At 70.1% G+C, this 22,189-nt stretch carries 20 protein-coding genes; 1 reads left to right on the top strand and 19 read right to left on the bottom strand.

Features of this window, described 5'->3' with window-relative positions; genetic code table 11:
• Window positions 1–98 precede the first annotated feature (98 nt).
• Complete coding sequence (locus QSK32_RS11275; protein WP_045741340.1) at window positions 99–806, top strand: LON peptidase substrate-binding domain-containing protein; 708 nt, start codon at window positions 99–101, stop codon at window positions 804–806.
• Between the two features lie 61 nt (window positions 807–867).
• Here the strand turns inward: QSK32_RS11275 and QSK32_RS11270 are convergent, their stop codons facing one another.
• From QSK32_RS11270 to mraY, 19 genes are all read right to left on the bottom strand, one after another.
• On the bottom strand, window positions 868–1,770 hold the full coding sequence (locus QSK32_RS11270) for a hypothetical protein (protein ID WP_285471838.1): 903 nt from the start codon (window positions 1,768–1,770) through the stop codon (window positions 868–870).
• 30 nt (window positions 1,771–1,800) lie between these two features.
• Window positions 1,801–5,334 carry a DNA polymerase III subunit alpha gene (gene dnaE / locus QSK32_RS11265; RefSeq protein ID WP_045741341.1) on the bottom strand — a complete coding sequence of 1,178 codons (3,534 nt, stop codon included), beginning with the start codon at window positions 5,332–5,334 and terminating at the stop codon, window positions 1,801–1,803.
• An 80-nt stretch (window positions 5,335–5,414) separates the two neighbouring features.
• Window positions 5,415–7,004, bottom strand: a complete 1,590-nt coding sequence (locus QSK32_RS11260; protein ID WP_285471837.1) for a MinD/ParA family ATP-binding protein — start codon at window positions 7,002–7,004, stop codon at window positions 5,415–5,417.
• A 219-nt stretch (window positions 7,005–7,223) separates the two neighbouring features.
• Complete coding sequence (locus tag QSK32_RS11255) at window positions 7,224–8,243, bottom strand: hypothetical protein (RefSeq protein ID WP_285471836.1); 1,020 nt, start codon at window positions 8,241–8,243, stop codon at window positions 7,224–7,226.
• A gap of 18 nt (window positions 8,244–8,261) precedes the next feature.
• Window positions 8,262–9,191, bottom strand: coding sequence for an RluA family pseudouridine synthase (locus tag QSK32_RS11250; RefSeq protein WP_045741344.1), 930 nt, complete (start codon window positions 9,189–9,191; stop codon window positions 8,262–8,264).
• Window positions 9,188–9,808, bottom strand: coding sequence for a signal peptidase II (lspA, locus tag QSK32_RS11245; RefSeq protein ID WP_083448890.1), 621 nt, complete (start codon window positions 9,806–9,808; stop codon window positions 9,188–9,190). The genes QSK32_RS11250 and lspA overlap by 4 nt, the downstream gene beginning before the upstream one ends.
• Window positions 9,781–10,182, bottom strand: coding sequence for a TraR/DksA family transcriptional regulator (locus QSK32_RS11240; RefSeq protein ID WP_045741345.1), 402 nt, complete (start codon window positions 10,180–10,182; stop codon window positions 9,781–9,783). The genes lspA and QSK32_RS11240 overlap by 28 nt, the downstream gene beginning before the upstream one ends.
• A gap of 303 nt (window positions 10,183–10,485) precedes the next feature.
• The gene (locus QSK32_RS11235) at window positions 10,486–10,794 is read right to left on the bottom strand and encodes a DUF167 domain-containing protein (RefSeq protein ID WP_045741346.1); all 309 of its coding nucleotides are present in this window, start codon (window positions 10,792–10,794) and stop codon (window positions 10,486–10,488) included.
• Window positions 10,795–10,796: 2 nt separating this feature from the next.
• Complete coding sequence (locus QSK32_RS11230; RefSeq protein ID WP_285471835.1) at window positions 10,797–11,702, bottom strand: hypothetical protein; 906 nt, start codon at window positions 11,700–11,702, stop codon at window positions 10,797–10,799.
• Window positions 11,703–11,733: 31 nt separating this feature from the next.
• Window positions 11,734–12,549 carry a DivIVA domain-containing protein gene (locus QSK32_RS11225; protein ID WP_045741347.1) on the bottom strand — a complete coding sequence of 272 codons (816 nt, stop codon included), beginning with the start codon at window positions 12,547–12,549 and terminating at the stop codon, window positions 11,734–11,736.
• Window positions 12,550–12,592: 43 nt separating this feature from the next.
• Window positions 12,593–12,898: a YggT family protein gene (locus tag QSK32_RS11220; RefSeq protein WP_045741348.1), complete on the bottom strand. Its 306-nt coding sequence runs from the start codon at window positions 12,896–12,898 to the stop codon at window positions 12,593–12,595.
• Window positions 12,899–12,921: 23 nt separating this feature from the next.
• Window positions 12,922–13,644, bottom strand: a complete 723-nt coding sequence (locus QSK32_RS11215; protein WP_045741349.1) for a cell division protein SepF — start codon at window positions 13,642–13,644, stop codon at window positions 12,922–12,924.
• A gap of 230 nt (window positions 13,645–13,874) precedes the next feature.
• Window positions 13,875–14,591, bottom strand: a complete 717-nt coding sequence (locus QSK32_RS11210) for a YggS family pyridoxal phosphate-dependent enzyme (protein ID WP_285471834.1) — start codon at window positions 14,589–14,591, stop codon at window positions 13,875–13,877.
• Between the two features lie 8 nt (window positions 14,592–14,599).
• Window positions 14,600–15,724, bottom strand: a complete 1,125-nt coding sequence (gene ftsZ / locus QSK32_RS11205; protein ID WP_045741351.1) for a cell division protein FtsZ — start codon at window positions 15,722–15,724, stop codon at window positions 14,600–14,602.
• Window positions 15,725–16,022: 298 nt separating this feature from the next.
• On the bottom strand, window positions 16,023–16,790 hold the full coding sequence (locus QSK32_RS11200; RefSeq protein ID WP_285471833.1) for a cell division protein FtsQ/DivIB: 768 nt from the start codon (window positions 16,788–16,790) through the stop codon (window positions 16,023–16,025).
• Between the two features lie 5 nt (window positions 16,791–16,795).
• Complete coding sequence (gene murC, locus QSK32_RS11195) at window positions 16,796–18,232, bottom strand: UDP-N-acetylmuramate--L-alanine ligase (protein ID WP_045741353.1); 1,437 nt, start codon at window positions 18,230–18,232, stop codon at window positions 16,796–16,798.
• A 25-nt stretch (window positions 18,233–18,257) separates the two neighbouring features.
• Window positions 18,258–19,361, bottom strand: a complete 1,104-nt coding sequence (murG, locus tag QSK32_RS11190) for an undecaprenyldiphospho-muramoylpentapeptide beta-N-acetylglucosaminyltransferase (protein WP_045741354.1) — start codon at window positions 19,359–19,361, stop codon at window positions 18,258–18,260.
• On the bottom strand, window positions 19,361–20,767 hold the full coding sequence (locus QSK32_RS11185; protein WP_045741355.1) for an FtsW/RodA/SpoVE family cell cycle protein: 1,407 nt from the start codon (window positions 20,765–20,767) through the stop codon (window positions 19,361–19,363). Before QSK32_RS11185 ends, murG begins: the two co-directional genes overlap by 1 nt.
• Before the next feature lie 306 nt (window positions 20,768–21,073).
• Entirely contained in the window at window positions 21,074–22,189 is a 1,116-nt protein-coding gene (gene mraY / locus QSK32_RS11180) for a phospho-N-acetylmuramoyl-pentapeptide-transferase (protein ID WP_045741356.1), read from the bottom strand.

The raw sequence follows: 22,189 nt of genomic DNA, 5'->3' as shown, positions 1-22,189 counted from the left end.
TAGGCCGCGACGGAAACGAGTTATCGACCGCGACTCCCCGGCCCAGGCGTTGGGACACGGCGGGTTGACCAAGGTCGGACGGGGACTAGGCTGAACGCGTGAGCGATCGGCTACCGGTCTTCCCGTTGAGCACGGTGCTCTTCCCCGGTCTGGTCCTACCTCTCCACATCTTCGAGGAGCGCTACCGCGCTCTCGTGCGGGAGCTGGTGGCGCAGACCTCGGACGACACCGGCGAGTTCGGCGTGGTCACTCTCCGGCGTGGCAGCGAGGTCGCCCCCGACCCGGAGGACGGCCAGGCCGCCCCCGCCGTGCCGGTCAACGCCGACGACCTCTACGACGTGGGCTGCACCGCCGAGCTGCGGCACGTCACCGAGCTGCCGGACGGTCGCTTCGACATCATGACGGTGGGCCGGCGGCGGTTCACCGTGCTCAGCGTCGAACAGGGCAGCGAGCCCTACCTGACCGCCCATGTGGAGTGGCTCCCCGAGGAGAAGGACGCCGGCGAGATCGCCCAGATCCTGGCGCCGCGCGTGCTGCAGGCCTTCCGGGCCTATCTCGAGCTGCTGCGCCCCAGCAGCGAGGTCCTCGACCAGGTGCCGGACGATCCGACGGTCCTGTCACACCTGATCGCCGCCACCGCGCAGCTCGCCGTCGAGGAGCGCCAGATGCTGCTGGCCATGCCGGACACGGCGAGCCGGCTCCGCGCCGAGCTGCGGCTGCTCACCCGTGAGGCGGGGCTCCTGGCCCAGGTCCGGGCCGTCCCGGTCCCGCTGTCCGACCTGGCCCGTCCCGCCAGTCCCAACTGACCACCGGCACGGCGGTCCCCGCCCTCCCGCAGCACGAGCCACGGCCCGCTGACAGCACGGGTCAGGACGGGCGGCCGGGCTCCCGCGACGCCGGGGTCTGCGGCTCGCCGGCATCCGCGGCGGACACGCCGAGCGGGCCGTACGCCGGGTACTCGTCCGGGTGATTCGGCCCGTATCCCGGGTGCGCGCCCGGCTGGTCCAGGTCCGGGTCGTTGGCCCAGCCCGCCAGCAGGGTCAGCACGATCGCCGCGGCGAAGGCCGGCACGAGCGTCGGCCCGACCGAGTGCACCTCCGGCGGGGCCAGGTAGCTCGCCCCCTGCGCCGCGGTCGCCCGCCAGTCCGCATAGGCGTCGCGCCCGATCAGCTCGCCCACCGCCGGCGCCACCCAGTGACCGGCCACGAAGGTCCCGCCGATCACGCCGAGCAGCAGGAACGGCCCGCGGTCGCGGCGCAGGACGATCCAGGCGGCGATCGCGACCAGGATGCCGAACCCGAGGCCGAGCAGGGTGAACCAGCCGTCGGCCGCGATGTACTGCTCGGGCGACGGGTCGTTGACCACGATGCCGCCCCCGCCGGCGTCGATCACCGGCACGTTCGGGGCGAGCCACGCCCAGAGCAGGCCGAGACCGGCGCCGAGCACCACGATCACCACGGTGAGCGCCACGGTGACGGTCAGGGTGCGCCGCCAGGGACGCCGGGTGCCGTGCTGGAACCGCCACCACGGCTCCCCCGCATCCTCCGCCCCGGGATACAGCGGGTCAGCAAGCGGATCCGCATCACGGAGGTCCGCGGCATGGAGGTCCGCGGAATGGAGGTCCGCGGCATGGAGGTCACCGGCGGGAGAGTCCCCGGTCGACGGATCCCCGGCGCGGGGGTCTGCGGCCCGGGAATCCGGGGTGAGCCCGGCGGACGGCGCTGCCGGCGGCACGGGCGACGGACCGGCCGGCTCATCGGTGGGTTGCACCCTACGATCCTTCCAGATCCCGGACCGACGTCACCCGACGGCCGACGGGCCGAGGATCATCTTCAGGTCTGCCCGCAGCGCCGGGGTAGGCGCCACCCGCATGCCGTTGAGCCGCATGATCGTGGTCCGTTTGCCGTTCTGCAGGTGCACGTGCACCTCGGACTCGCCGGGATGACTGATCAGGATCTCCTTGAGCTGGTCCACCATCGGCGGGGTGCAGCGGGTGATCGGCATGGTCAGCGTGATCGGTTTGGTGTCCGGGTTGTGCGTGACGTCGGGCATGGACATGTCCATCGCCATGATGCGGGCCTGGTCGTCGCGCCGGTCGATCCGGCCCTTGACCACCACGATGGCGTCCTCGGCGATGTACTGCCCGACCAGTTCGTAGGTGTTCGGGAAGAACAGCGCCTCCACGCCACCGGCGAGGTCCTCGAGGGTGGCCGACGCCCAGGCCCGGCCCTGCTTGGTGATCCGTCGCTGGACGCCGGTGAGGATGCCGGCCAGGGTGACGACCTGGCCGTCCGGGACGGATCCCTCCTCGCCCAGCGCGGCGATGCTGGTGTCCGCCGCGTTCTGCAGCATCACCTCGAGGCCCGCGAGCGGATGGTCGGAGACGTACAGGCCGAGCATCTCCCGCTCGAAGGCCAGCTTGTCGCGCTTGTCCCACTCGCCGTCGCCGATCGTCGGCATGGCCACCGTGGCCGCCGAGCCGCCTTCGGTGTCGCCGAACGCGCCGAACAGGTCGAACTGGCCGGCTGCCTCGTTGCGCTTGACTCCGGCGTACGCGTCGATCGCCTCGGCGTGCACCGCGAGCAGTGCCTTGCGGCTGTGGCCCATCGAGTCGAACGCGCCCGCCTTGATCAGCGATTCGATGGTCCTCTTGTTGCAGACCACCGCGTCGACCTTCGACAGGAAGTCGTAGAAGTCGGTGTAGTCGGATTTCTCCTTGCGGCACCGGACGATCGCCTCGACCACGTTGCCGCCGACGTTGCGGACCGCGCCCAGACCGAAGCGGATGTCCTTGCCGACCGGGGTGAACGGCCCGGACGACTGGTTCACGTCCGGCGGCAGGACCTGGATGCCCATCCGGCGGCACTCCGCCAGGTACATCGCCATCTTGTCCTTGTCGTCGCCGACGCTGGTCAGCAGCCCGGCCATGTACTCGGCCGGGTAGTGCGCCTTCAGGTAGGCCGTCCAGAAGGAGACCAGCCCGTACGCCGCGGAGTGTGCCTTGTTGAACGCGTAGCCGGCGAACGGCACCAGCACGTCCCACACCGCCTGGATGGCCTCGTCGGAGTAACCGTGTTCCCGGCAGCCGTCCCGGAACGGGACGAACTCCTTGTCGAGGATCTCCTTCTTCTTCTTGCCCATCGCGCGGCGCAGCAGGTCGGCCTGGCCGAGGGTGTAGCCGGCCAGGATCTGCGCGGCGCGCTGCACCTGCTCCTGATAGACGATCAGGCCGTAGGTGGGTTCGAGGATCTCCTTGAGCGGCTCCTCCAGCTCCGGGTGGATCGGGGTGATCTCCTGGAGGCCGTTCTTGCGCAGCGCGTAGTTGGTGTGCGAGTCGACACCCATCGGACCGGGACGGTACAGCGCCAGGACGGCGGAGATGTCCTCGAAGTTGTCCGGTTTCATCAGGCGCAGCAGCGAGCGCATCGGCCCACCGTCGAGCTGGAACACGCCCAGGGTGTCGCCGCGGGCCAGCAGTTCGTAGGCCTTGGGGTCGTCCAGCGGCAGCTTCAGCAGGTCGAGTTTCGCCCCGTGGTTGAGCTCGACGTTCTTGTTGGCGTCGTCGAGGATGGTCAGGTTGCGCAGGCCGAGGAAGTCCATCTTCAGCAGGCCGAGCGTCTCGCAGGTCGGGTAGTCGAACTGCGTGATGATGACGCCGTCGCTGGCCCGGCGCATCAGCGGGATGTGGTCGATGATCGGCTCGGCGGACATGATGACGCCGGCGGCGTGCACACCGGTCTGCCGGATCAGGCCCTCGATGCCGCGGGCGGTGTCGATGACCTTCTTGACATCCGGGTCGGTCTCGTAGAGGCCGCGGACCTCGCCGGCCTCGTTGTACCGCTTGTCGTCCTTGTTGAAGATGCCGCCGAGGGTGATGCCCTTGCCCATGACGTCCGGCGGCATCGCCTTGGTGATCCGGTCGCCGACCGCGAACGGGTAGCCGAGCACCCGGGCCGAGTCCTTGATCGCAGCCTTGGCCTTGATCGTGCCGAACGTGGCGATCTGGGCGACCTTGTCGTCACCCCACTTCTCGGTCACATAGCGGATCACCTCGGCGCGGCGCCGGTCGTCGAAGTCGATGTCGACGTCGGGCATCGAGATGCGTTCCGGGTTGAGGAACCGCTCGAAGATCAGGCCGTGCGGGAGCGGGTCGAGGTCGGTGATGCCCATCGCGTACGCGATCAGGGAACCCGCCGCCGAGCCACGCCCCGGGCCCACCGCGATGCCGTTGTTCTTCGCCCACTGGATGAAGTCGGCGACCACGAGGAAGTACGCCGGGAAGCCCATCGAGATGATGACGCCCAGCTCGTAGTCGGCCTGCTTGACGTGGGTCTCCGGGATGCCGTCCGGGAACCGGTACCGCAGCCCCTCGTAGGCCACGTGCCGGAAGTACTCCTCCTCGGTGAAGCCGTCCGGGATCGGGAACCGGGGCATCAGGTTCTTGAAGGTGAACATCCCCTCGGTGTCCACCTTCGAGGCCACCAGCAGGGTGTTCCGGCAGCCCTCCTGCCAGGCCTCGGACGAGTCGACGGCGCGCATCTGGTCGGCCGACTTGACGAAGTAGCCGGAGCCGTCGAACCGGAACCGGTTGGGGTCGGCGACGTTGCTGCCGGTCTGCACGCACAGCAGCACGTCGTGGGCCGCGGACTGTTCCTCGTGCACGTAGTGCGAGTCGTTGGTGACCAGCGGCGGGATGCCCAGCTTCTTGCCGATCTCCAGCAGGCCGTCGCGGACCCGGCGCTCGATCGACAGACCGTGGTCCATGATCTCGAGGAAGTAGTTGTCCTTGCCGAGCGCCTCCTGGTAGCGCGCGGCCGACTTGAGCGCCTCGTCGAAGTGGCCCAGCCGCAGCCGGGTCTGCACGATGCCGGACGGGCAGCCGGTGGTGCCCATGATGCCCTCGGCGTGCTCCGCGATGATGTCGAAGTCCATCCGCGGGTACTTACCGAGCTGGCCCTCGATCGAGCCCCGGGAGTTGAGCCGGAAGAGGTTCTTCAGGCCGACCGCGTTGCGCGCCCACATGGTCATGTGCGTGTACGCACCGTTACCGGAGACGTCGTCGCCCTTCTGCTCCGGGCGGCCCCACTTGATGCGCTTCTTCTCCAGGCGCGACTCCGGGGCGACATAGGCCTCGACGCCGATGACCGGGGTCACGCCGGCGGCTTTGGCCTGCGTGTAGAAGTCGTAGGCGCCGTGCATGTTGCCGTGATCGGTGATCGCCGCGGCCGGCATGCCGAGGCGTTTCGCCTCGGCGAGCAGTTCCTTGATCCGGGCCGCCCCGTCGAGCATCGAATACTCAGTGTGCACATGGAGATGCACGAACGAGTCGGACACCCGGAGCCCCCTAACGTCGACAGCGCCAGGAAGCCTAGCCCGGACCGGATCCTGAAAACCACGGGCAACGCCGTGATCATTTACTCCGCGAAGGGTTCCAGCATCGTCGACGCAGCTCGCAGCCACGCCTGCCGGGTCTCCTGCTGCAGATCGCCGTACTCGATCGAGGATCCGACCTCCAGGGCCGGGTCGTAGGGCACCACCGCGACCGCGCGGGTCCGCGTCGCGAAGTGCTTCTTGAAGTCCTCCAGCAACGGCAGGTGACCGGGCGACGGGCAGGAGATCAGCGTCACCGCGTTCGCCACCATCTCGCCCGCCCCGCTCTCCTCGAGCACGTCGAGCATCCAGTCGGCGGTGAACGCGGCATCCTCCCGCGGCACCGTGGTGATCACCAGCTGGTCGGCCATCCGCATGACCGTCTGCCAGTTGACGCTCTCCACGTTGTTGCCGGTGTCCACGCAGACCACATCATGGGTACGCCGCAGCAGGTCCATCACCCGCTGCACGGTGCTCTGGTCGAGCCGCTGGGCGAACCGCGGGTTCTCCTCGCCGGCCAGCACGTCGTACGACCCGTCGGAGGCGTGCCGCAGATAGGCGTCCAGCTCCTGGAGCAGCTCGTCGCCGTGCAGGCCCTCGATCCGCGTCAGGTCGGCCAGCAGGTGCTTTATCGTCCGGGCGTGCCGGGCGCTGCCGGCCCGCAGTCCGAGCGTGCCGCGCAGCTCGTTGTCGTCCCAGGCCAGCACGCCGCGGCCGCGCACGCTGCCGATGGTGGCCGCGGCCAGCACCGTGGCGGTGGTCTTGTGCACGCCGCCCTTCGGGTTGGCGAAGGCGAGCACCCGGGGCTGGCCGAGTTTGCGGCGCATCACCGAGACGACCCGGTCCATGCCGTCCTCGACCCGGGTCTGCCGCCACTCGATCCGGGCGCCGCTGGTGGCCGGGGAGATCGGCGCCGGCTGGACCGCGGGCACCACCCGGGGCACCGGGGGCATCGGGGGCGCGGCCGGCTGCGGCGGCGCGGGCGGCGCCTGCGGGTAGGCGGCGGCCGGCGGGGCCGGGTAGGCCGTGCCGGGCTGTGCCGGATAGCCGTTGCCGACCGGGGCGGGCGGGTAGCCGTTGGTCGGTGGAGGGTACGCGCTGGGCGGATATGCCGACGGCGCGGGCGCCGGAGCCGGCGGCGTCGCATAGCCGGTGGTGCCGTACTGCGCCGTGGGCGGAACCGGCGGGGCGGGTGGCGCGGGCGGTGCCGAGTGCTGCTGGACACCGCGCGGCGCCGGATCGAAGTAGGTGGCCGGCTGCTGCGGCTCGGCCTGCCGGCCCTGCCAGCGCGGGTCGAGCGGGTTGATCGGCCGCTGCGGCACCTGCCGTCCCGGATCGGCGGCCGGGTCCGCGGGCCGGCGGTCGAAACCACCGGGCTGCTGCTGTTGCTGGGCGGCGCGCGGGTCGAGCGGGTTGAAGGGGCGGCGTTCCACCGGCGCCGGCCCACGGCCGCCCGGCTGCTGCTGACCCCACTGCTGCTGCTGTTGCTGCTGCGCCTGCTGCTCAGCCTGCTGCCGCTGTTCGTCGGCCTGCTGCTCGTCGCTGCGGTTCCCATGCCGGGCACGGTCGAGCAGCGCCCGCCAGCGCGGGGCTGGTTCCGCAGGCCGGCCCCAGCCGGTCTCGGTCCCGTCCACGGCTCGTCCTCTCTGCGCCGACCCGTTCAGTGGTCCACGGCGATGGTCCGCCCATGACAGGCTGTCGTCCTCGGCGATTGGTCTCGCCCCTGACAGGCTACGGAGGAAAACCCTAATCGGGCCACCGGCCGAGCGCCCATCCTCCGGTCGTTCTTGATCACATAACGGCACGCTGGTCATGCACGTGCATCCACCCGAACGTCCGCACGCGTGACGTTGCTAACCGCCGGATGTCGCGGCAGGCGTCCCCGACGGCACGCCGGAGCCTTCGTGAGCTGGACTCGTGTCCGAAGCAGAGGGTACGGCAACCGGCGACCCCGACGGCAGTACGGGCGACACCGACACCGGCGCCGCCGCATCCGGTGAGGCGGATGTCACACGTGCCCCGATCGATGACGGTATAGGTGCCGCAGTGGTGGAGGCAACGGCCGGATCGCCGGACGCTCCCGCCGCACGGTCGGAGAGCGACGGCTCCGGAGAGACCGTGCCCACCTCCTCGGGCAGCGGCGGGCGGAATTCGGTGCTGTCCAGACCGCGCACCTCGGGCGCCGGATCGACGGCCCGGACCTGCGGGCTGCCGGCGAGACCACTCAGCGCCGCGGGCAGCGCCCGCACCACCGCGGCGAAGACGCACGCACACCCGGCCCGGTACGCCGCCGCCTCCCGCGCCGCGATGTGGGCGGCCGCCTCGTACGTCTGCCGGAGTTGTTCCTCGCCCCTGCCGGCTCCGGTCAGCGCCCGGCTCAGCCGCTGGTAGTCGGCCTGCTCCCGGTCCCGGACGACGGCCGCGGCGAGCATCCCGGCGGTCACGTCCTCCGGCATCCGGTACACCGGGATCCTGGTCACCGGGGTCCGGATCTCCGGCAGTGGAACCCGGGCGTACACCTGGGCCACCACGGCGTCGCCGAACAGCAGCGGAAGGGCGTCCGGCGACACGTACCCGATCAGGCTCACCAGCGCCCAGGTCTCCCCGGACGCCGGGGCCGACGGGTCGGTGAGCCGGTCCATCTCCACCCGGGCGGAATCGAGGTAACCCGCGACCGTCTGCCCCTCGACCACGCCCACCCGCACCGTGTCACCCGGGTCCGGATCACCGGCCGGCAGGTCGTGGTCGGCCCAGAGGACCCCGAGCACCAGCGCGGCGGTGGCCACCAGCGCCACCGCGGTCATCACCTGCGACCGCAGTGACGTTCCCCCGAACCGGACGAGGGCCGTCCGCAGTCGGTGCGAGGGGCCCACCGTGTCACTCCCCGACGGTCAGCCGGCGTCCCCCAGGACGTCCAGCGCGTATTTCAGGTCGTCAGGGTAGTCGCTCACGAAGCGGACCTCATCGTGCGTCCGGGGGTGGACGAAAGCCAGTTCGCGGGCGTGCAGCCACTGACGGCCGAGTTGCAGCCGGGCCGCGAGTGTGGGATCGGCGCCGTACGCGGTGTCGCCGACGCACGGGTGCCGCAGCGCCGAGAAGTGCACCCGGATCTGGTGGGTCCGCCCGGTCTCCAGCTGCACGTCGATCAGGCTCGCCGACCGGAACGCCTCGAGGGTGTCGTAGTGCGTGACGCTGGGTTTGCCGCCGCTCATCACCGCGAACTTCCAGTCCGCCGTCGGATGCCGGTCGATCGGGGCGTCGACGGTGCCGCGCAGCGGGTCGAGGTGGCCCTGGACCACGGCGTGGTACCGCTTCTCCACCTCGCGCTCCTTGAACGCCCGCTTCAGCACGGTGTAGGCCACCTCGCTCTTGGCGACCACCATCAGACCGGTGGTGCCGACGTCGAGACGGTGCACCACGCCCTGCCGCTCGGCGGCGCCGCTGGTGGCCACGTTCTGCCCCATCGCGGCCAGGCCACCGATCACGGTCGGTCCGGTCCACCCCGGGCTGGGGTGCGCCGCGACGCCGACCGGCTTGTCGACCACCACGATGTCGTCGTCGCTGTAGACGATGCCCATGCCGTGCACCGGCTCGGCCACCACCACGGGCGGGGCCACCGGCGCCGGCAGGGTCACCTCGAGCCAGGAGCCGGCCGTGACCTTCTCCGACTTGATCCGGACCACGCCGTCGACCATCGCGTCGCCGGACTCCACCAGCGTCGCCGCGGCGGTCCGGGACAGCCCGAAGAGCCGGGAGACGGCCTGGTCCAGGCGCATCCCGTGCAGTCCGTCGGGCACCGGGAGGGAACGCTGTCCACTCATGCCGTCTCCTCTTTTCCGGTCGTCGCGGTCTGTTTCTCCCGCTTGCCGGGCAGGCGGCTGCCGTCGCGCTGGCGACCGGTCAGCTCGAGGAGCACCGCGAGCACCACGCCCACGGTCAAACAGCTGTCAGCGATGTTGAACACCGCGAAGTACTCCCCGTACGGCCCGAAGACGCTGATCATGTCGACCACGTGGCCGTGCAGGAACCCGGGCGCCCGGAACAACCGGTCGCCGAGGTTGCCGAGGGCGCCGCCGAGCACCAGGCCGAGGGCGACCGCCCACGGCACCGAGCGCAGTCGTACGGCCATCCAGCCGATCCAGCCGACCACGACGATCGTGATCAGCGGGAAGATCCAGGTGTAGTCGCTCCCGAGACTGAACGCCGCCCCGCTGTTGCGCAGCAGCGAAAGGTGGACCAGGCCACCCAGGATCCGGACCGGCTCACCGGGGACCAGGTTCTCGGTGGACAGGTGCTTGACCCACTGGTCGACCGCAACGGCGATCACCGCGGTGGCCGCCAGCACGGCCACCGCACGGGGAGCGAAACGCGGGGCCGGGCGGCCGTCCGCGGTCGCCGGGTCGTCGGCGTTCAGCGTCGTTCCTCCAACTGCTTGCACGAGACACAGCGGGTGGCGGACGGGAACGCGGCCAGTCTCTCGACCGGAATCTGGTTTCCGCACCGCTCGCACCAACCGTAATTGCCCTCACCGGCCCGCTCGATGGCGCGTTCCACCTGTGTGATCCGCTCGAGCAGGTTGTTGGCCAGCGTGATCTCCTGCTCGCGTTCGAACGTCTTGGTGCCGGTGTCGGCCTGGTCGTCGCCGGCCGAGTCGGCGAGTCGCTCACGCTGCAGCTCGGTGATCTCGCTGAGCGACTGATCGTACTCGGCCTGCAGCTCGTCGCGCCGCGCGACCAGAGCCTGCATGATCTGCTCGGTCTCCTCCGCCGAACGTGTCCGTTCCGCAGCGGTTCCACCGGTTGCCTTGGCCATCGTCGCTCCCTCAGCCGCGCGCCTGCGCGGCGATCGGCGTGTGCGGACCGGGGCGCCGCCGCGCCGTCCGGTCTCCCCTGTCGTGTTCCGGGCGCTGCCCGGCCCGCCGGGTCGCCGCGGTAGATCTTCCCCCACCTGCAGAAACGGCGCGGCAGGAAAGCACCGCGCGCGCCGGAAGGTGGCAAGCATACGAAACGCGAAATGGACCGACAACCCGCCATCCCACCCGGTCCCGACAAATCGGCATGAATACCCCTGCCGTTCGTCCGGATTATCGAGGATACACCCCTCGTGACGCTTGATTCACTGACTGTCATCGCGGAGCGCGGTGAGCCGGGGCTCCCACTGCGCGGCCGGCACGGACACCGTGAACACCTTGTCCCGGCTCGTCGCGCCGAGCCGCAACGCGACCTCACCGGCCCGGACACCCAGCGCCTGCGCCAGCGCCTTACGGACCGCCTCGGTGGCCTTGCCGTCGACCGCGGGCGCCCCCACCGCGACGATCAGAGCCGGACCGTGCGGGCCCTCGTAACGGCCACCGACCCGGGTCCGCCCGGCACCCGGGCGCACCCGGACCACCACCGACTCCTGGGCCGGCACGGGACGGCGCATCGTCAGCCGTGCGCCACGGCGGCGACCAGACGGTCCACCGGGCGGCACAGACCGCAGGGGCTGAAGCCCAGTTCGACGGCCTCGTTCGCGGGCAGCGGCTCGGTCAGCCGGCCGACCAGGTGCGGGCAGTCGGCCATGTGGTAGCGGGGACGGCCGTCGACCACCAGCACCTCGGTGTCGAGGCGGGCCACCAGCACCGCGTCGGCCGGGCGCACCGACTGCGGCAGTGGCTCGTCGTCGGGATCGTCGGCGTCCGGCTCGGCGAACTCGTCGGCCTGCTCGGCCTCCGGCTCGGCATAGACCGGCTCGGCATAGACCGGCTCGGCATAGACCGGCTCGGCATAGACCGGCTCGGCATAGACCGGATCGACATGGGCCGGCTCGGGCTCCGTCGCCTGTGGTGCGGGCGCCGGGACCGGCTCGGGGCGCTCGGCAGACCGGGCGTATTCAGCGGCGGAGTCGGAATCCGCGGAGTCTGCGACATCACGTCCGGCAGCGCGGGTCGCCTGCGGCTCGGCGTGGCCGGCGGCCGTCCGGGCACCGGCCTGATCAGCGAGATCGCCGGCCCACGGCGGGGTGTCCACCGGTTCGGACAGGACCGGCTCCGGAGACGGCGCGGGCGGCGGCGGGAAGTCGTGGACCGCGGTCTCATCGGAGTAGGCGGCGTCATCAGCGGCGGCGGGCGCCCGTCGCATCGGCGGCGGCTGCGGGGCGTAGTCGTCGGGTTCGACGTCACCGGCGACGCCCCGGCGCGTGCCGGCCGACTGCCGCGGACCGACCACCAGGGCGACCGCGGCCAGCAGACTGACCACGATCGAGGCTATGAGCAGACTGCTCGAGCCGTTGTTCAGACCCAGTGCCAGAAACAGCACCGCGACGGGGATGAGCAGGAGACTAGCAACGATCATGGCTCATCCTCGTCGCGGTGCGGGGCTGCGGTCAGCGACCCGATTCGATGGAGTTGGCACGGCTACCGCCGTACGAGCCGGCGAGGCCGGCGGTGGCGAGTCCCCCGGAGCCGCCCACGGCCCGGCCCGAGTCGGCACGCGACAGCTCGGCCTCCAGGCCCTGGCCGCGACCGTCGAGGTCACGCAGCTGGCTCTCGAGATACGCCTTGAGCCGGGTGCGGTATTCGCGCTCGAACTGCTTGAGCTCCTCGATGTGCTTCTGCAACGCGGTCCGCTTGGCGTCCAGGCCACCCATGGCCTCCTGGTGCCGCTGACGCGCGTCGCGCTCGAGGGCGTCGGCCTTGGCCCGGGCCTCACGGGTGACCTCTTCGGCCTTGGAACGGGCGTCGGCGAGAAGCTTGTCGGCCTCCCGGCGCGCGTCGGAGACGTGGTCGTCCGCGGTGCGCTGGGCCATCATCAGCACGCGCAGGGCCTGCTGCTCGCCGTCCGCGCCACCACCGCCGCCACCGGGGCCGGGGCCCTGGGCACGCACCTGCTCGAGCTCGGCCTGCATCTGACGGGCAGCCTGCTCGGCCGCCGTCTTGTCCCGCTGCACCCGGTCGAGCTGGGCTTTGATCTCATTGAGCTCGGCAGCCATGCGGGGGTCGGAATTCGGGCCGGCTGGTGCGCCACCCCGTCCTCCACGCTCCACCTGGGCACGCAGCTCGTTGTTCTCCTCGATCAGACGGGCAAGCTCGCGCTCGACCTCGTCAAGGAAAGCGTCGACCTCCTCCTCGTCATACCCCCGCTTGCCGATCGGGGGCTTCTTGAAGGCGACGTTGTGCACGTCGGCCGGGGTCAGCGGCATCGAAACTCCTCGGGTCAGTCGCGGCCGCGGTTGAGGCTGCTGTCTAGCTGTTGGTAATGATGAGCGGACGTAGCACGAAATCCATGAGCACGAACAGGATAACCAGCAGCACGATGGAAGCCAGGTCCAAACTCACGTTACCAATGCGCAGCGGTGGGATCACACGCCTCAACGCCTTAAGGGGTGGATCCGTGACGCTCCACACCGATTCGAGTGCAGCCGCGGCACCCCGGCTGGGCTGCCACCGGCGTCCGTACTGGAGTACCGCACCCAGCACGAACCTGCCCAGCAGCACCATGAAGAAGAGGTACAGCAAGATGTAGAGAATCTGGAACACGATCGACAGCACGGCAGGCGGATCCCTCGTTCGGGTCAACTCTGGGTGAAGAAGCCACCCTCAGCGATCTTGGCCTTGTCCTCAGCGGTGACCTGGACATTTGCCGGTGAGAGCAGGAAAACCCGGTTGGTCACGCGCTCGATCGTACCCCGCAGGCCGAAAGCCAGTCCGGCGGCGAAGTCCACGAGCCTGCGAGCGTCGGATTCATCCATCTCAGTGAGATTGATGATGACCGGAACGCCGTCCCGGAAGTGCTCACCGATGGTGCGCGCCTCCCGGTAGGTCGTCGGGTGCAGCGTGGTGATCTGGTACCGCTGCTCCTCCTCGACCACCCGCTGCGGCTGGGGCGCGGGCACCGGCTGCGGCTTCAGCGCCAGGTTCTCCCGGGTGGAGTAGGTCAGCGAACCGGACTGCTCCGCCTGCGCCGCCGGACGGGTGATGGAACGCACGCTCGCCCGATCGAGTCGCTCGTTCTCCTCCCGCTCCAGGTCGGCCCGGGCCGAGGACAACCGGTCACCGATCCGGCCCCGCTCGCTGCGCTCCGCGCGCGACCGCGGCACCGGACGCTCCTCCTCCGGCTCCTCCTCGTCGGCGAACTCGTCCGCGTAGCGATCGCTGGTGTACCGCTCCCGATCGCGGTCCCGCTCACGCTCGCGGTTGCGGTAGGTGCTCTCCCGGTAACCCCGGTCGTCGTAACCGCGGTCCTCGTCCTCCTCGACGAGACCGAGCCACACGCCCGCCTTACGCAGAGCGCTCATGAGCCCACCCCGTCCCGCCGGCACTCCTGCCGAGAGTCCATGCCCCCACCTCCGTCCGCTATACGGCACGCGCCCCCTTCGGCGTGCCGCGTCCCCCCTTGACGCGGTTCGAGAACGGATCCGAATCGGACCCACGACCCGCTGCGACGCTGCGTCGTCGGACGCTACGGCCGTTTGTGGTGGCTCGTCGCGTTAAACAACACCTGTGTAGTTTGCTGCCCGCCGCAAGGCTACCGCAGCGAGTTTCGCATCCCGAGTAAAGATGTTCCGATCCGTACGTGTGTCGCCCCGTGCCGAATCGCGGCCTCGAGGTCGCCGCTCATGCCCGCGGAGACGGTCGTCGCTGCGGGGTACCGAGCGGCCAACCGTCCGGAGAGGATGGCCAGCTTCTCGAACGCCCGGTCCGGTTCCCAACCGCGCGGCGCGACAGCCATCAGGCCGCCCAGCCTCAGCCCCGGTGACGAGGCCGCGGCTTCCGATACCCCCCAGAGATCATTCTCAATCACGCCGCCGCGATCCGGGTCCCCATCGATACTCACCTGGATCAGCACCTCCAGCGGGACCGCCCGCTCGGCGGAGGCCCGGTCCAGTGCGGTGATCAGGCGTACCGAGTCCACCGACTCGATCACGTCGGCGTACCGGGCCACCGATCGGGCCTTGTTGCGCTGCAACTGCCCGACGAAGTGCCAGCGCAGACCGGTGGCGCCCGCGGCGCTCACCACGTCCGCCTTCGCGCCGGCCTCCTGGTCCTTGTTCTCCCCGACGTCCGTGACGCCGAGACCGGCGAGCAGGACCACGTCGCTCGCCGGGTACGTCTTGGTCACCGCGGTCAGCGTGACCTCGCCCGGCTCGCGGCCGGCCGCGGTGCAGGCCCGGGCGATACGTTCCCGCACCTGCACGAGATTGGCGGCGAGCTCAGCTCGCCGCCCGTCGTCGTTCTGATTCATGAAGAGAGTCAGGAACCGTTCTTCAGGAAGTCCGGCACGTCCACATCGTCGAAGAGCACCCGGCGCGGCGGCGGGGTGGTCGCGGCCGGCGGCGGCGGGGTGACCGCCGGCGTGGGTGCCGGGGTGCTGCCGCCGGTGGACGGCTGCGGCACCTTACGGACCGATTCGACCGGCTTGTACGAGGGCGTGCCCCCGTCGAAGCCCGCGGCGATCACCGTGACCCGGACCTCGTCGCCGAGCGCGTCGTCGATGACCGCGCCGAAGATGATGTTCGCGTCCGGGTGTGCCGCATCGGTGACCAGCTGCGCCGCGTCGTTGATCTCGAACAGACCCAGGTCCGAGCCACCGGCGATGGAGAGCAGCACGCCGCGCGCGCCGTCCATGCTCTGCTCCAGCAGCGGGCTGGAGATGGCACGCTCGGCCGCCTCGACCGCGCGGTTGTCGCCGCGCGCACTGCCGATGCCCATGAGCGCGCTGCCCGCGTTGCTCATCACGCTCTTGACGTCGGCGAAGTCCAGGTTGATCAGACCCGGTGTGGTGATCAGGTCGGTGATGCCCTGCACACCGGAGAGAAGTACCTGGTCGGCCTGACGGAACGCGTCCATCATGCTGATACCCCGGTCACCGAGAGCCAGCAACCGGTCGTTCGGAATCACGATCAGCGTGTCGCACTGGTTACGCAGTTCGTCGATACCGGCCTCGGCCTGCACCTGACGGCGCTTGCCCTCGAACGAGAACGGCCGGGTGACCACGCCGATGGTCAGGGCGCCCAGCTTGCGGGCGATGTTGGCGACCACGGGCGCGCCACCGGTGCCGGTGCCACCACCCTCGCCGCACGTCACGAAGACCATGTCGGCCCCCTTGAGGACCTCCTCGATCTCGTCGCGGTGGTCCTCGGCGGCATTCTTGCCGACCTCGGGCTGAGCGCCGGCGCCCAGTCCACGGGTCAGCTCACGGCCGACGTCCAGTTTGACGTCGGCATCCGACATCAGCAGCGCTTGGGCATCGGTGTTGATCGCGATGAATTCGACTCCCTTGAGCCCAACCTCGATCATGCGGTTGACGGCGTTCACGCCGCCACCACCGATGCCGACGACCTTGATGACCGCAAGGTAGTTGTGCGGAGGTGTCATCGGGCTCAGCCATCCCTTCCAGGGTTGGCGAATGTCGACGGCCCCTGCGGTCCGAGAGGGGACCGCACTTCGACATCCGCAGCCGTACAAGGGAGGGCGAGGAAACCCTCACCCTCTACTAGAGGTTTAGAGTTATGTCAACTACTGAAACCTCTCGACGCAACCTAAGCGGACATCCCCCCTCGACCAAAGACCCGGGGCGGCGTGTCGCGTCCGCTTACGAGGTGAGTATCCGACTCACCCGTAACCTTGCACGTAATATTCCGTTCATGCCGCAACGTCCGGTATAACCGGCCACTTACCTGATTGTGACGACTGTCGGCGCGCTCACATCGATCTCGTCGCCTTTCTGACCCAACAACGCCGTCGCGACCTTGCTCTTCTCGTCGCTCTTGGTGTCGTCGCCCCAGATGACCTCGCGCCCCTTGCGCAACTCCAGACGGATCTGCACCGGCGACTCCACCGACACCGCCACCAGCTGCTCCCGGAGGTCGTCGCTGAGCGCCGCCAGCACGGTCAGCGCCGAGCCGGTGTTCTCGTCGGCCGGCCCCGGCGTCGCCAGACGGGCCAGCGGCAGACCACCCGGCTGCTCGGTCATCGAGCGGAACGGCACACCCAGCTCGTCGATCAGCACGAATGTGCCGTTCGCCGGCACCACCGCCACCGGCGTCCGCTCCACCACCTCGACCACCAGGGTCGACGGCCAGCTGCGGCGCACCGCCACCCGGCCGGCCGGCGGCAGGCCGCGAACCCGGGCGGCGACCTCGTTCAGGTCGACCCGGGCCAGCGGCAGCAGATCCGGCACCGCGGCGGCCGCACGGACCTGGTCCGGGGTGAGGGTCTCCGCGCCGACCACCTCCACCGCCCGGACACCCAGCACCGCCGTGCCGTACACCGTCCACGTCAGGCCACCGGCCGCGGCCAGCACGCCCACACCGATCAGCCACGGCAGCAGAGCACGCAGGCGCCGCTGCCGGGCCCGGGCCATGAACCGGCGCGCCGACGGCGGCACGGCGTCCGTGTCGGCGCGCACCAGACGCCAGTTGCGCGTGCCCCCGCCCGCCACCGGTGTTACCTCGCCAGGTCCGGCTTGTGGTCGGCCTCGGCCAGCGCGGCCAGCAGCTCGTCGCCCATCAGCGAGATCGGCGGCGCGCCCATGGTGACCACCACGTCACCCGGCCGGGACCGCTTGACCACCTCGGCCGGCACGTCCTCCCAGTCCGGCACGAAGACCTTGCGGTCCGCGGGCAGATCGATCGCCGCGGTCAGCGCCCGGCCGCCCTCACCGGGGCCACGGGTCTCGCCCGGACCGAACACCTCCATGCAGATCACCTCGTCGGCGACCGCGAGGCCGTCGGCCAGCTCCGCCTCCAGGTCCCGGGTCCGGTAGACCCGGTACGGCTGGAACACCACCAGCAGGCGCCCGTCACCGGCCACGTCCCGCAGGGTGCGCAGCGCCGCCTTCACCGAGGTCGGGTGGTACGCGTACTCGTCGTACACCCGCACGCCGGCGGCGATGCCCTTGCGCTCGAACCGGCGGCGGACCCCCGGGAACGCCTCCAGGGCCTCCAGCACCTTGTCCAGCGACAGGCCCAGTTTCAGCGCGGTCAGCACGGTCGCCGCGCTGTTCAGCCCCATGTGCTTGCCGGGCAACGCCAGCTTCACCTCACCGAGCGCCTCCCCGTTCAACTCGGCCTGGTAGCGGACCCCGCTCACGGTGGTGACGATCCCGCTGACCCGCAGGTCGGCGCCTTCGCTCTCCCCGTACGTGTAAACGGTCTTGCCCGCGGCCTTGAGCCCCGCGATGAGTTCCTCGGTGCCGGGGCCGTCCGCGCAGGTCACCACGAACCCGTCGGCCAGCGAGCCGAACTCCAGGAAGCCCGCCTTGAGCGTCTCCAGGTCACCCCAGTTGTTGAGGTGGTCGCCCTCGATGTTCGTGATGATCGCGACGTGCGGCCGGTAGATCAGGAACGACCGGTCGTGCTCGTCGGCCTCGGCCACGAAGTGCGGGCCGGTGCCGTGGTGGCCGTTGGCGCCGGCCGCGGACATCTCGCCGCCGATCACGAACGACGGGTCCAGGCCGGCGTGCTGCAGGATCACCGTCATGATCGACGTGGTGGTGGTCTTGCCGTGCGTGCCGGCCACCGCGATCGTCTGCCGGCCGGTCATCGCCGCGGCCAGGGCCTCCGAGCGGTGCAGCACGCGCAGACCGCGGCGGCGGGCCTCGGCCAGCTCGATGTGGTCCCGCGGGATCGCGGTCGAGTAGACGACCGTGTCCACCCCGTCGAGGTTCGACGCCTCGTGCGCCATGTGCACCGTGCCGCCGAGCGCGCGCAGTGCCGCCAGCGCGGGCCACTCCCGCAGTTCGCTGCCGGAGACCGGGACGCCACGGGTCAGCAGCAGCCGGGCGAGGCCGCCCATGCCGACTCCGCCGATGCCGATGAGATGCACGCTGCCCAGGTCCTCGGCGGTCAACTCGCCGGCCGGCGTCAGCTCCGCCGTGTTCACAGATCCGCTCCTTCAAGAAAATGCATCAGCGCACCGCTTCGAGAACGAAACGCACCAGCGCCTCGTCACCGTCACGACGGCCATAACTCGCGGCGGCGGCGCCCATCTGGGCGAGCCGCTGCCGGTCACGTGCCAGCGGGATGATGTTGTGCTCCACCCATTCCGGAGTCATCTCGCTGTCGTCGACGATCAGGCCACCGCCCGAGTCGACGATCGGTAGCGCGTTACGCCGTTGTTCCTGGTTGCTGTACGGGTACGGCACGTAGATCGCCGGCATGCCGAGCGCTGTCGTCTCGGCCACCGTGATCGCTCCGCCGCGGCAGAGCATCAGGTCGGCGGCAGCGTATCCGAGCTGCATGTCCGACAGGTAGGGCACAACGACATAGGGCACCGGCAGGTCGTTCGGCACGTCGAACGGCTCGTTGCGGCCGCCCTGCACGTGCAGCACCTGGATGCCGGCGTGCGCCAGTTTTTTGGCCGCCGCCGCCACCGCCAGGTTGATGCTGCGCGCACCGGACGAACCGCCGGACACGAACAGCACCGGCAGGTCGGGGCGCAGCCCGAAGTGGTAGAGCGCCTGCGGGCGCAGCGCCGGCCGGTCCAGCTGGGAGATGCCGGTCCGCAGCGGCACGCCGACCAGGCGCGCGTTGCGCAGCGACTCGGCCTGCTCCAGCTGGTGCGGGAAGCCCACCGCGATGCGCTTGGTGAACTTCATGCCCATCCGGTTCGCGACGCCCGGTGGCACGTTCACCTCGTGGATCACGATCGGCAGCTCACGGCGCCAGGCGGCGAGGTAGGCCGGCACCGACACGTAGCCGCCGAAACCGACGACCACCTCGGCCTGCACCTCGTCGATGATGTCGCCGCACGCGGCCGCCGACTTGTACATCCGGTCCGGCGTACGCAGCAGGTCGAGATTGAGGGACCGGGGCAGCTGGAAGGCCGGGATCGGCCGCAGGTCGTAGCCGGCGGCCGGGATCAACTGGTTCTCCATGCCCTTCGGGCTGCCCAGCGTGGTGATTTTGACCTGGGGGAAGTGGCGTCGCAAGGCGTCGGCGAAGGCGATCAGCGGATAGATGTGACCGCCGGTGCCTCCTCCGGCGAGCACGACCGACCGCAGCGGACCCATCACCGTCTCCTCTCGCCCCCCGCGCCCACGGAAGTCCCACTGCTCGTCTTCTTCCCGGCAGGAGGACGTGACTGTCCCGGCCGCCGCGGCGGGGGGAGCGGCGGCAGCGGGGCCCACACTAGTCGTACCCATCTCGGGGTCGGACGGGCGTTCAGGGCTCGTGCGGCGTCCGGTTCCGCGCGGGCGAACGAGGCGAGCATGCCGATCGCCGCGAGCGTCACCACGAGGGCACTGCCACCTGCGGAGATGAACGGCAGCGGCAGGCCGGTGATGGGCAGCAGACCGACCACGCCGCCCATGTTGATCACTGCTTGGGCCACCAGCCAGGTGGTGATCGCGGTCGCGGCGAGGCGGCGGAACGGGTCGGCGACCCGGCGGGCGATGCGGAAACCGGTGTAGGCCAGCACGGACAGCAGCGCCAGCACCACCGCGCAGCCGACCACGCCCAGTTCCTCGGCGACCACCGCGAAGATGAAGTCGTTGTCCGCCTGCGGCAGCCAGTTCCACTTCAGTGCGCCCTTGCCCAGGCCGACACCGAACCAGCCGCCCTCGAAGATCGCCGAGCGGCCCTGGATGACCTGGTAGCACTCCCGGGTCGGGTCGCAGTCCTTCAACGGCGTCAGGAAGCTGGTGAGCCGCTCCAGGCGGTAGTTGGGCGCGTCGGCCGACCCGGAGCCGGCACCCCGTGAGGCTGCGGCGATCAGCAGGCCGATGCCGGCGAGTCCCAGCACCCCCAGCGCGCCGAAGACCCGCAGGCGTACCCCGGCGGCCCAGAGCAGACCGATGATCAGCGCCAGCAGCACCAGCATGGTGCCCAGGTCGTTGTAGCCGACCAGCACGAAAAGCAGGCCCACCACCGGGAACAGCGGCATCGCCAGCTCCCGCCAGTGCGCCAGCGAGGCACCCTTGCGCGCCATCACGTCCGCGCCCCACAGCACCATGCCCAGCTTGGCGAGTTCGGCCGGCTGCAGGCTGACCGGGCCCACGTACAGCCAGTTCAGGTTCGCCTCGAGCGGTCCCAGCCGCGCCGAGCCCAGCAGGCCGACACCTTCGAGCGCCATCAGCACGTCGAGCACACCGAGCAGGCCGATCGCCAGGCCGAGGACGTACTTGCCCAGGGTCCGCAGGGTCAGCGCGGGCAGCCGCTGGCAGACCCAGAACGCCACCAGGCCGAGCAGCGCGAACACCACCTGGCTGGTGAGTGCCGAGAAGGCGTTCCCGTCCTCGGCGTAGGCCTTCACGCTGGTCGCCGAGAAGACCATCGTCAGGCCGATCAGCAGCAGCAGCCCGGCACTGGCGATCAGCAGGTAGTAGGACGACAGTGGTCGCGCCAGCAGCCCGTGCACCGCGGGCAGCAGCTGCCGGCTCAGTGTCGGGCGGGCCGTCTGGGTTCGGTCGTCCGCCATGGCCCCATCATCGTCCGCCGTCCACATCCCCACGCGTCACGAACCGGGCGTGTCGCACGTTTATGCCGTCCGTCACCGGGCGATCGTCAAGACCGATGTCGTAGCAGAGTGGGTGGTGCAGACCGTCGCTCCCGCCGAGGGCCCCGAAGCGCTTCACTGGCCGCTGCGCGTCCAGAGCGTGAAGCCCTCCGGGGCGACCTGCGTGCGTGGTCACCCCCGAAGATCAACCCCGGTACGCGAACAGCGGGCCGCCGACCCGCCGGAGAGGCAGGGTGACGACCCGCTGTACGCGTACCCGAGAAGGGGTTATCCCATGACCGCCAGGTGGTCGCTGTAGAACAGGCCCAGGCCGATCGCCGCGCAGATGCCGGCGATGATCCAGAACCGGACCACGATGTTGACCTCGGACCAGCCCGCCAGCTCGAAGTGGTGCTGAAGCGGGGACATCCGGAAGACACGCTTGCCGGTGGTCTTGAAGGAGATGATCTGGATGACCACCGACATCGTGATGATGACGAAGAGGCCGCCGATGATCACCGAGAGCAGGGTGGTGCGGGTGGCCACCGCGAGGCCGCCGATCAGGCCACCGAGGGCCAGCGCGCCGGTGTCGCCCATGAAGATGCGGGCCGGGTTGGTGTTCCACCAGAGGAAGCCGACACAGGCCGCGGCCGCCGCCGCCGCGATCATCGCGATCTCGAGGGGATCTCGGACCTGATAGCAGTGCGTCTCGGTGAGGGCGCTCGTGGAGCGGTAGTTGTCGTCACCGCACCAGTGCCGGTACTGCCAGAAGCCGATCAGCGAGTACGCCCCGAGGACCAGGATCGACGCACCGGTGGCCAGACCGTCGAGGCCGTCGGTGAGGTTCACGCCGTTCGACATCGCCATGATCACGAAGACGAACACCATGACCGAACCGACCTTGCCGACGTTGAGCCAGTCGACGTCGCGGATGAAGGAGATGTTCTCACTGGCGACCGTCTGGCCGTTGGTGCTGGGCACGTAGAGGGCGGCGATGCCGAACGCGGTACCGATCAGCATCTGGCCGAGCAGTTTGCCCTTGGCGCTGAGGCCGTCCGAGTTGCGTTTACGGATCTTGAGGAAGTCGTCCATGAAGCCGACGGCACCGCAGAAGACGAAGAGACCGAGCAGGACCAGGGCGGTCATGGTCGGCTTCTCCTGGGCGATCTGCCGGTCCGGCAGGGTGGTCAGCGCCAGGTGCCCGGCCACGTAGGCGAAGACCGTGGCGATGATGAACGCCACGCCGCCCATCGTGGGGGTGCCGCGCTTGCCCAGGTGGGTCTGCGGTCCGATGCTCCGGATCGGCTGACCGGCCTTGAGCGCCGAGAAGACCCGGATCGCGATCGGGGTGCCGAACAGAGAGATGAGAAAGGCGACCGCGGCCGCGACGATGACTGCCCTCAC

Origin of the sequence: Actinoplanes sp. NBRC 101535 (genome assembly GCF_030269225.1) — a bacterium.
GTDB classification, from domain to species: domain Bacteria; phylum Actinomycetota; class Actinomycetes; order Mycobacteriales; family Micromonosporaceae; genus Actinoplanes; species Actinoplanes rectilineatus.
This window is presented reverse-complemented; position numbering and strand designations above follow the sequence as displayed.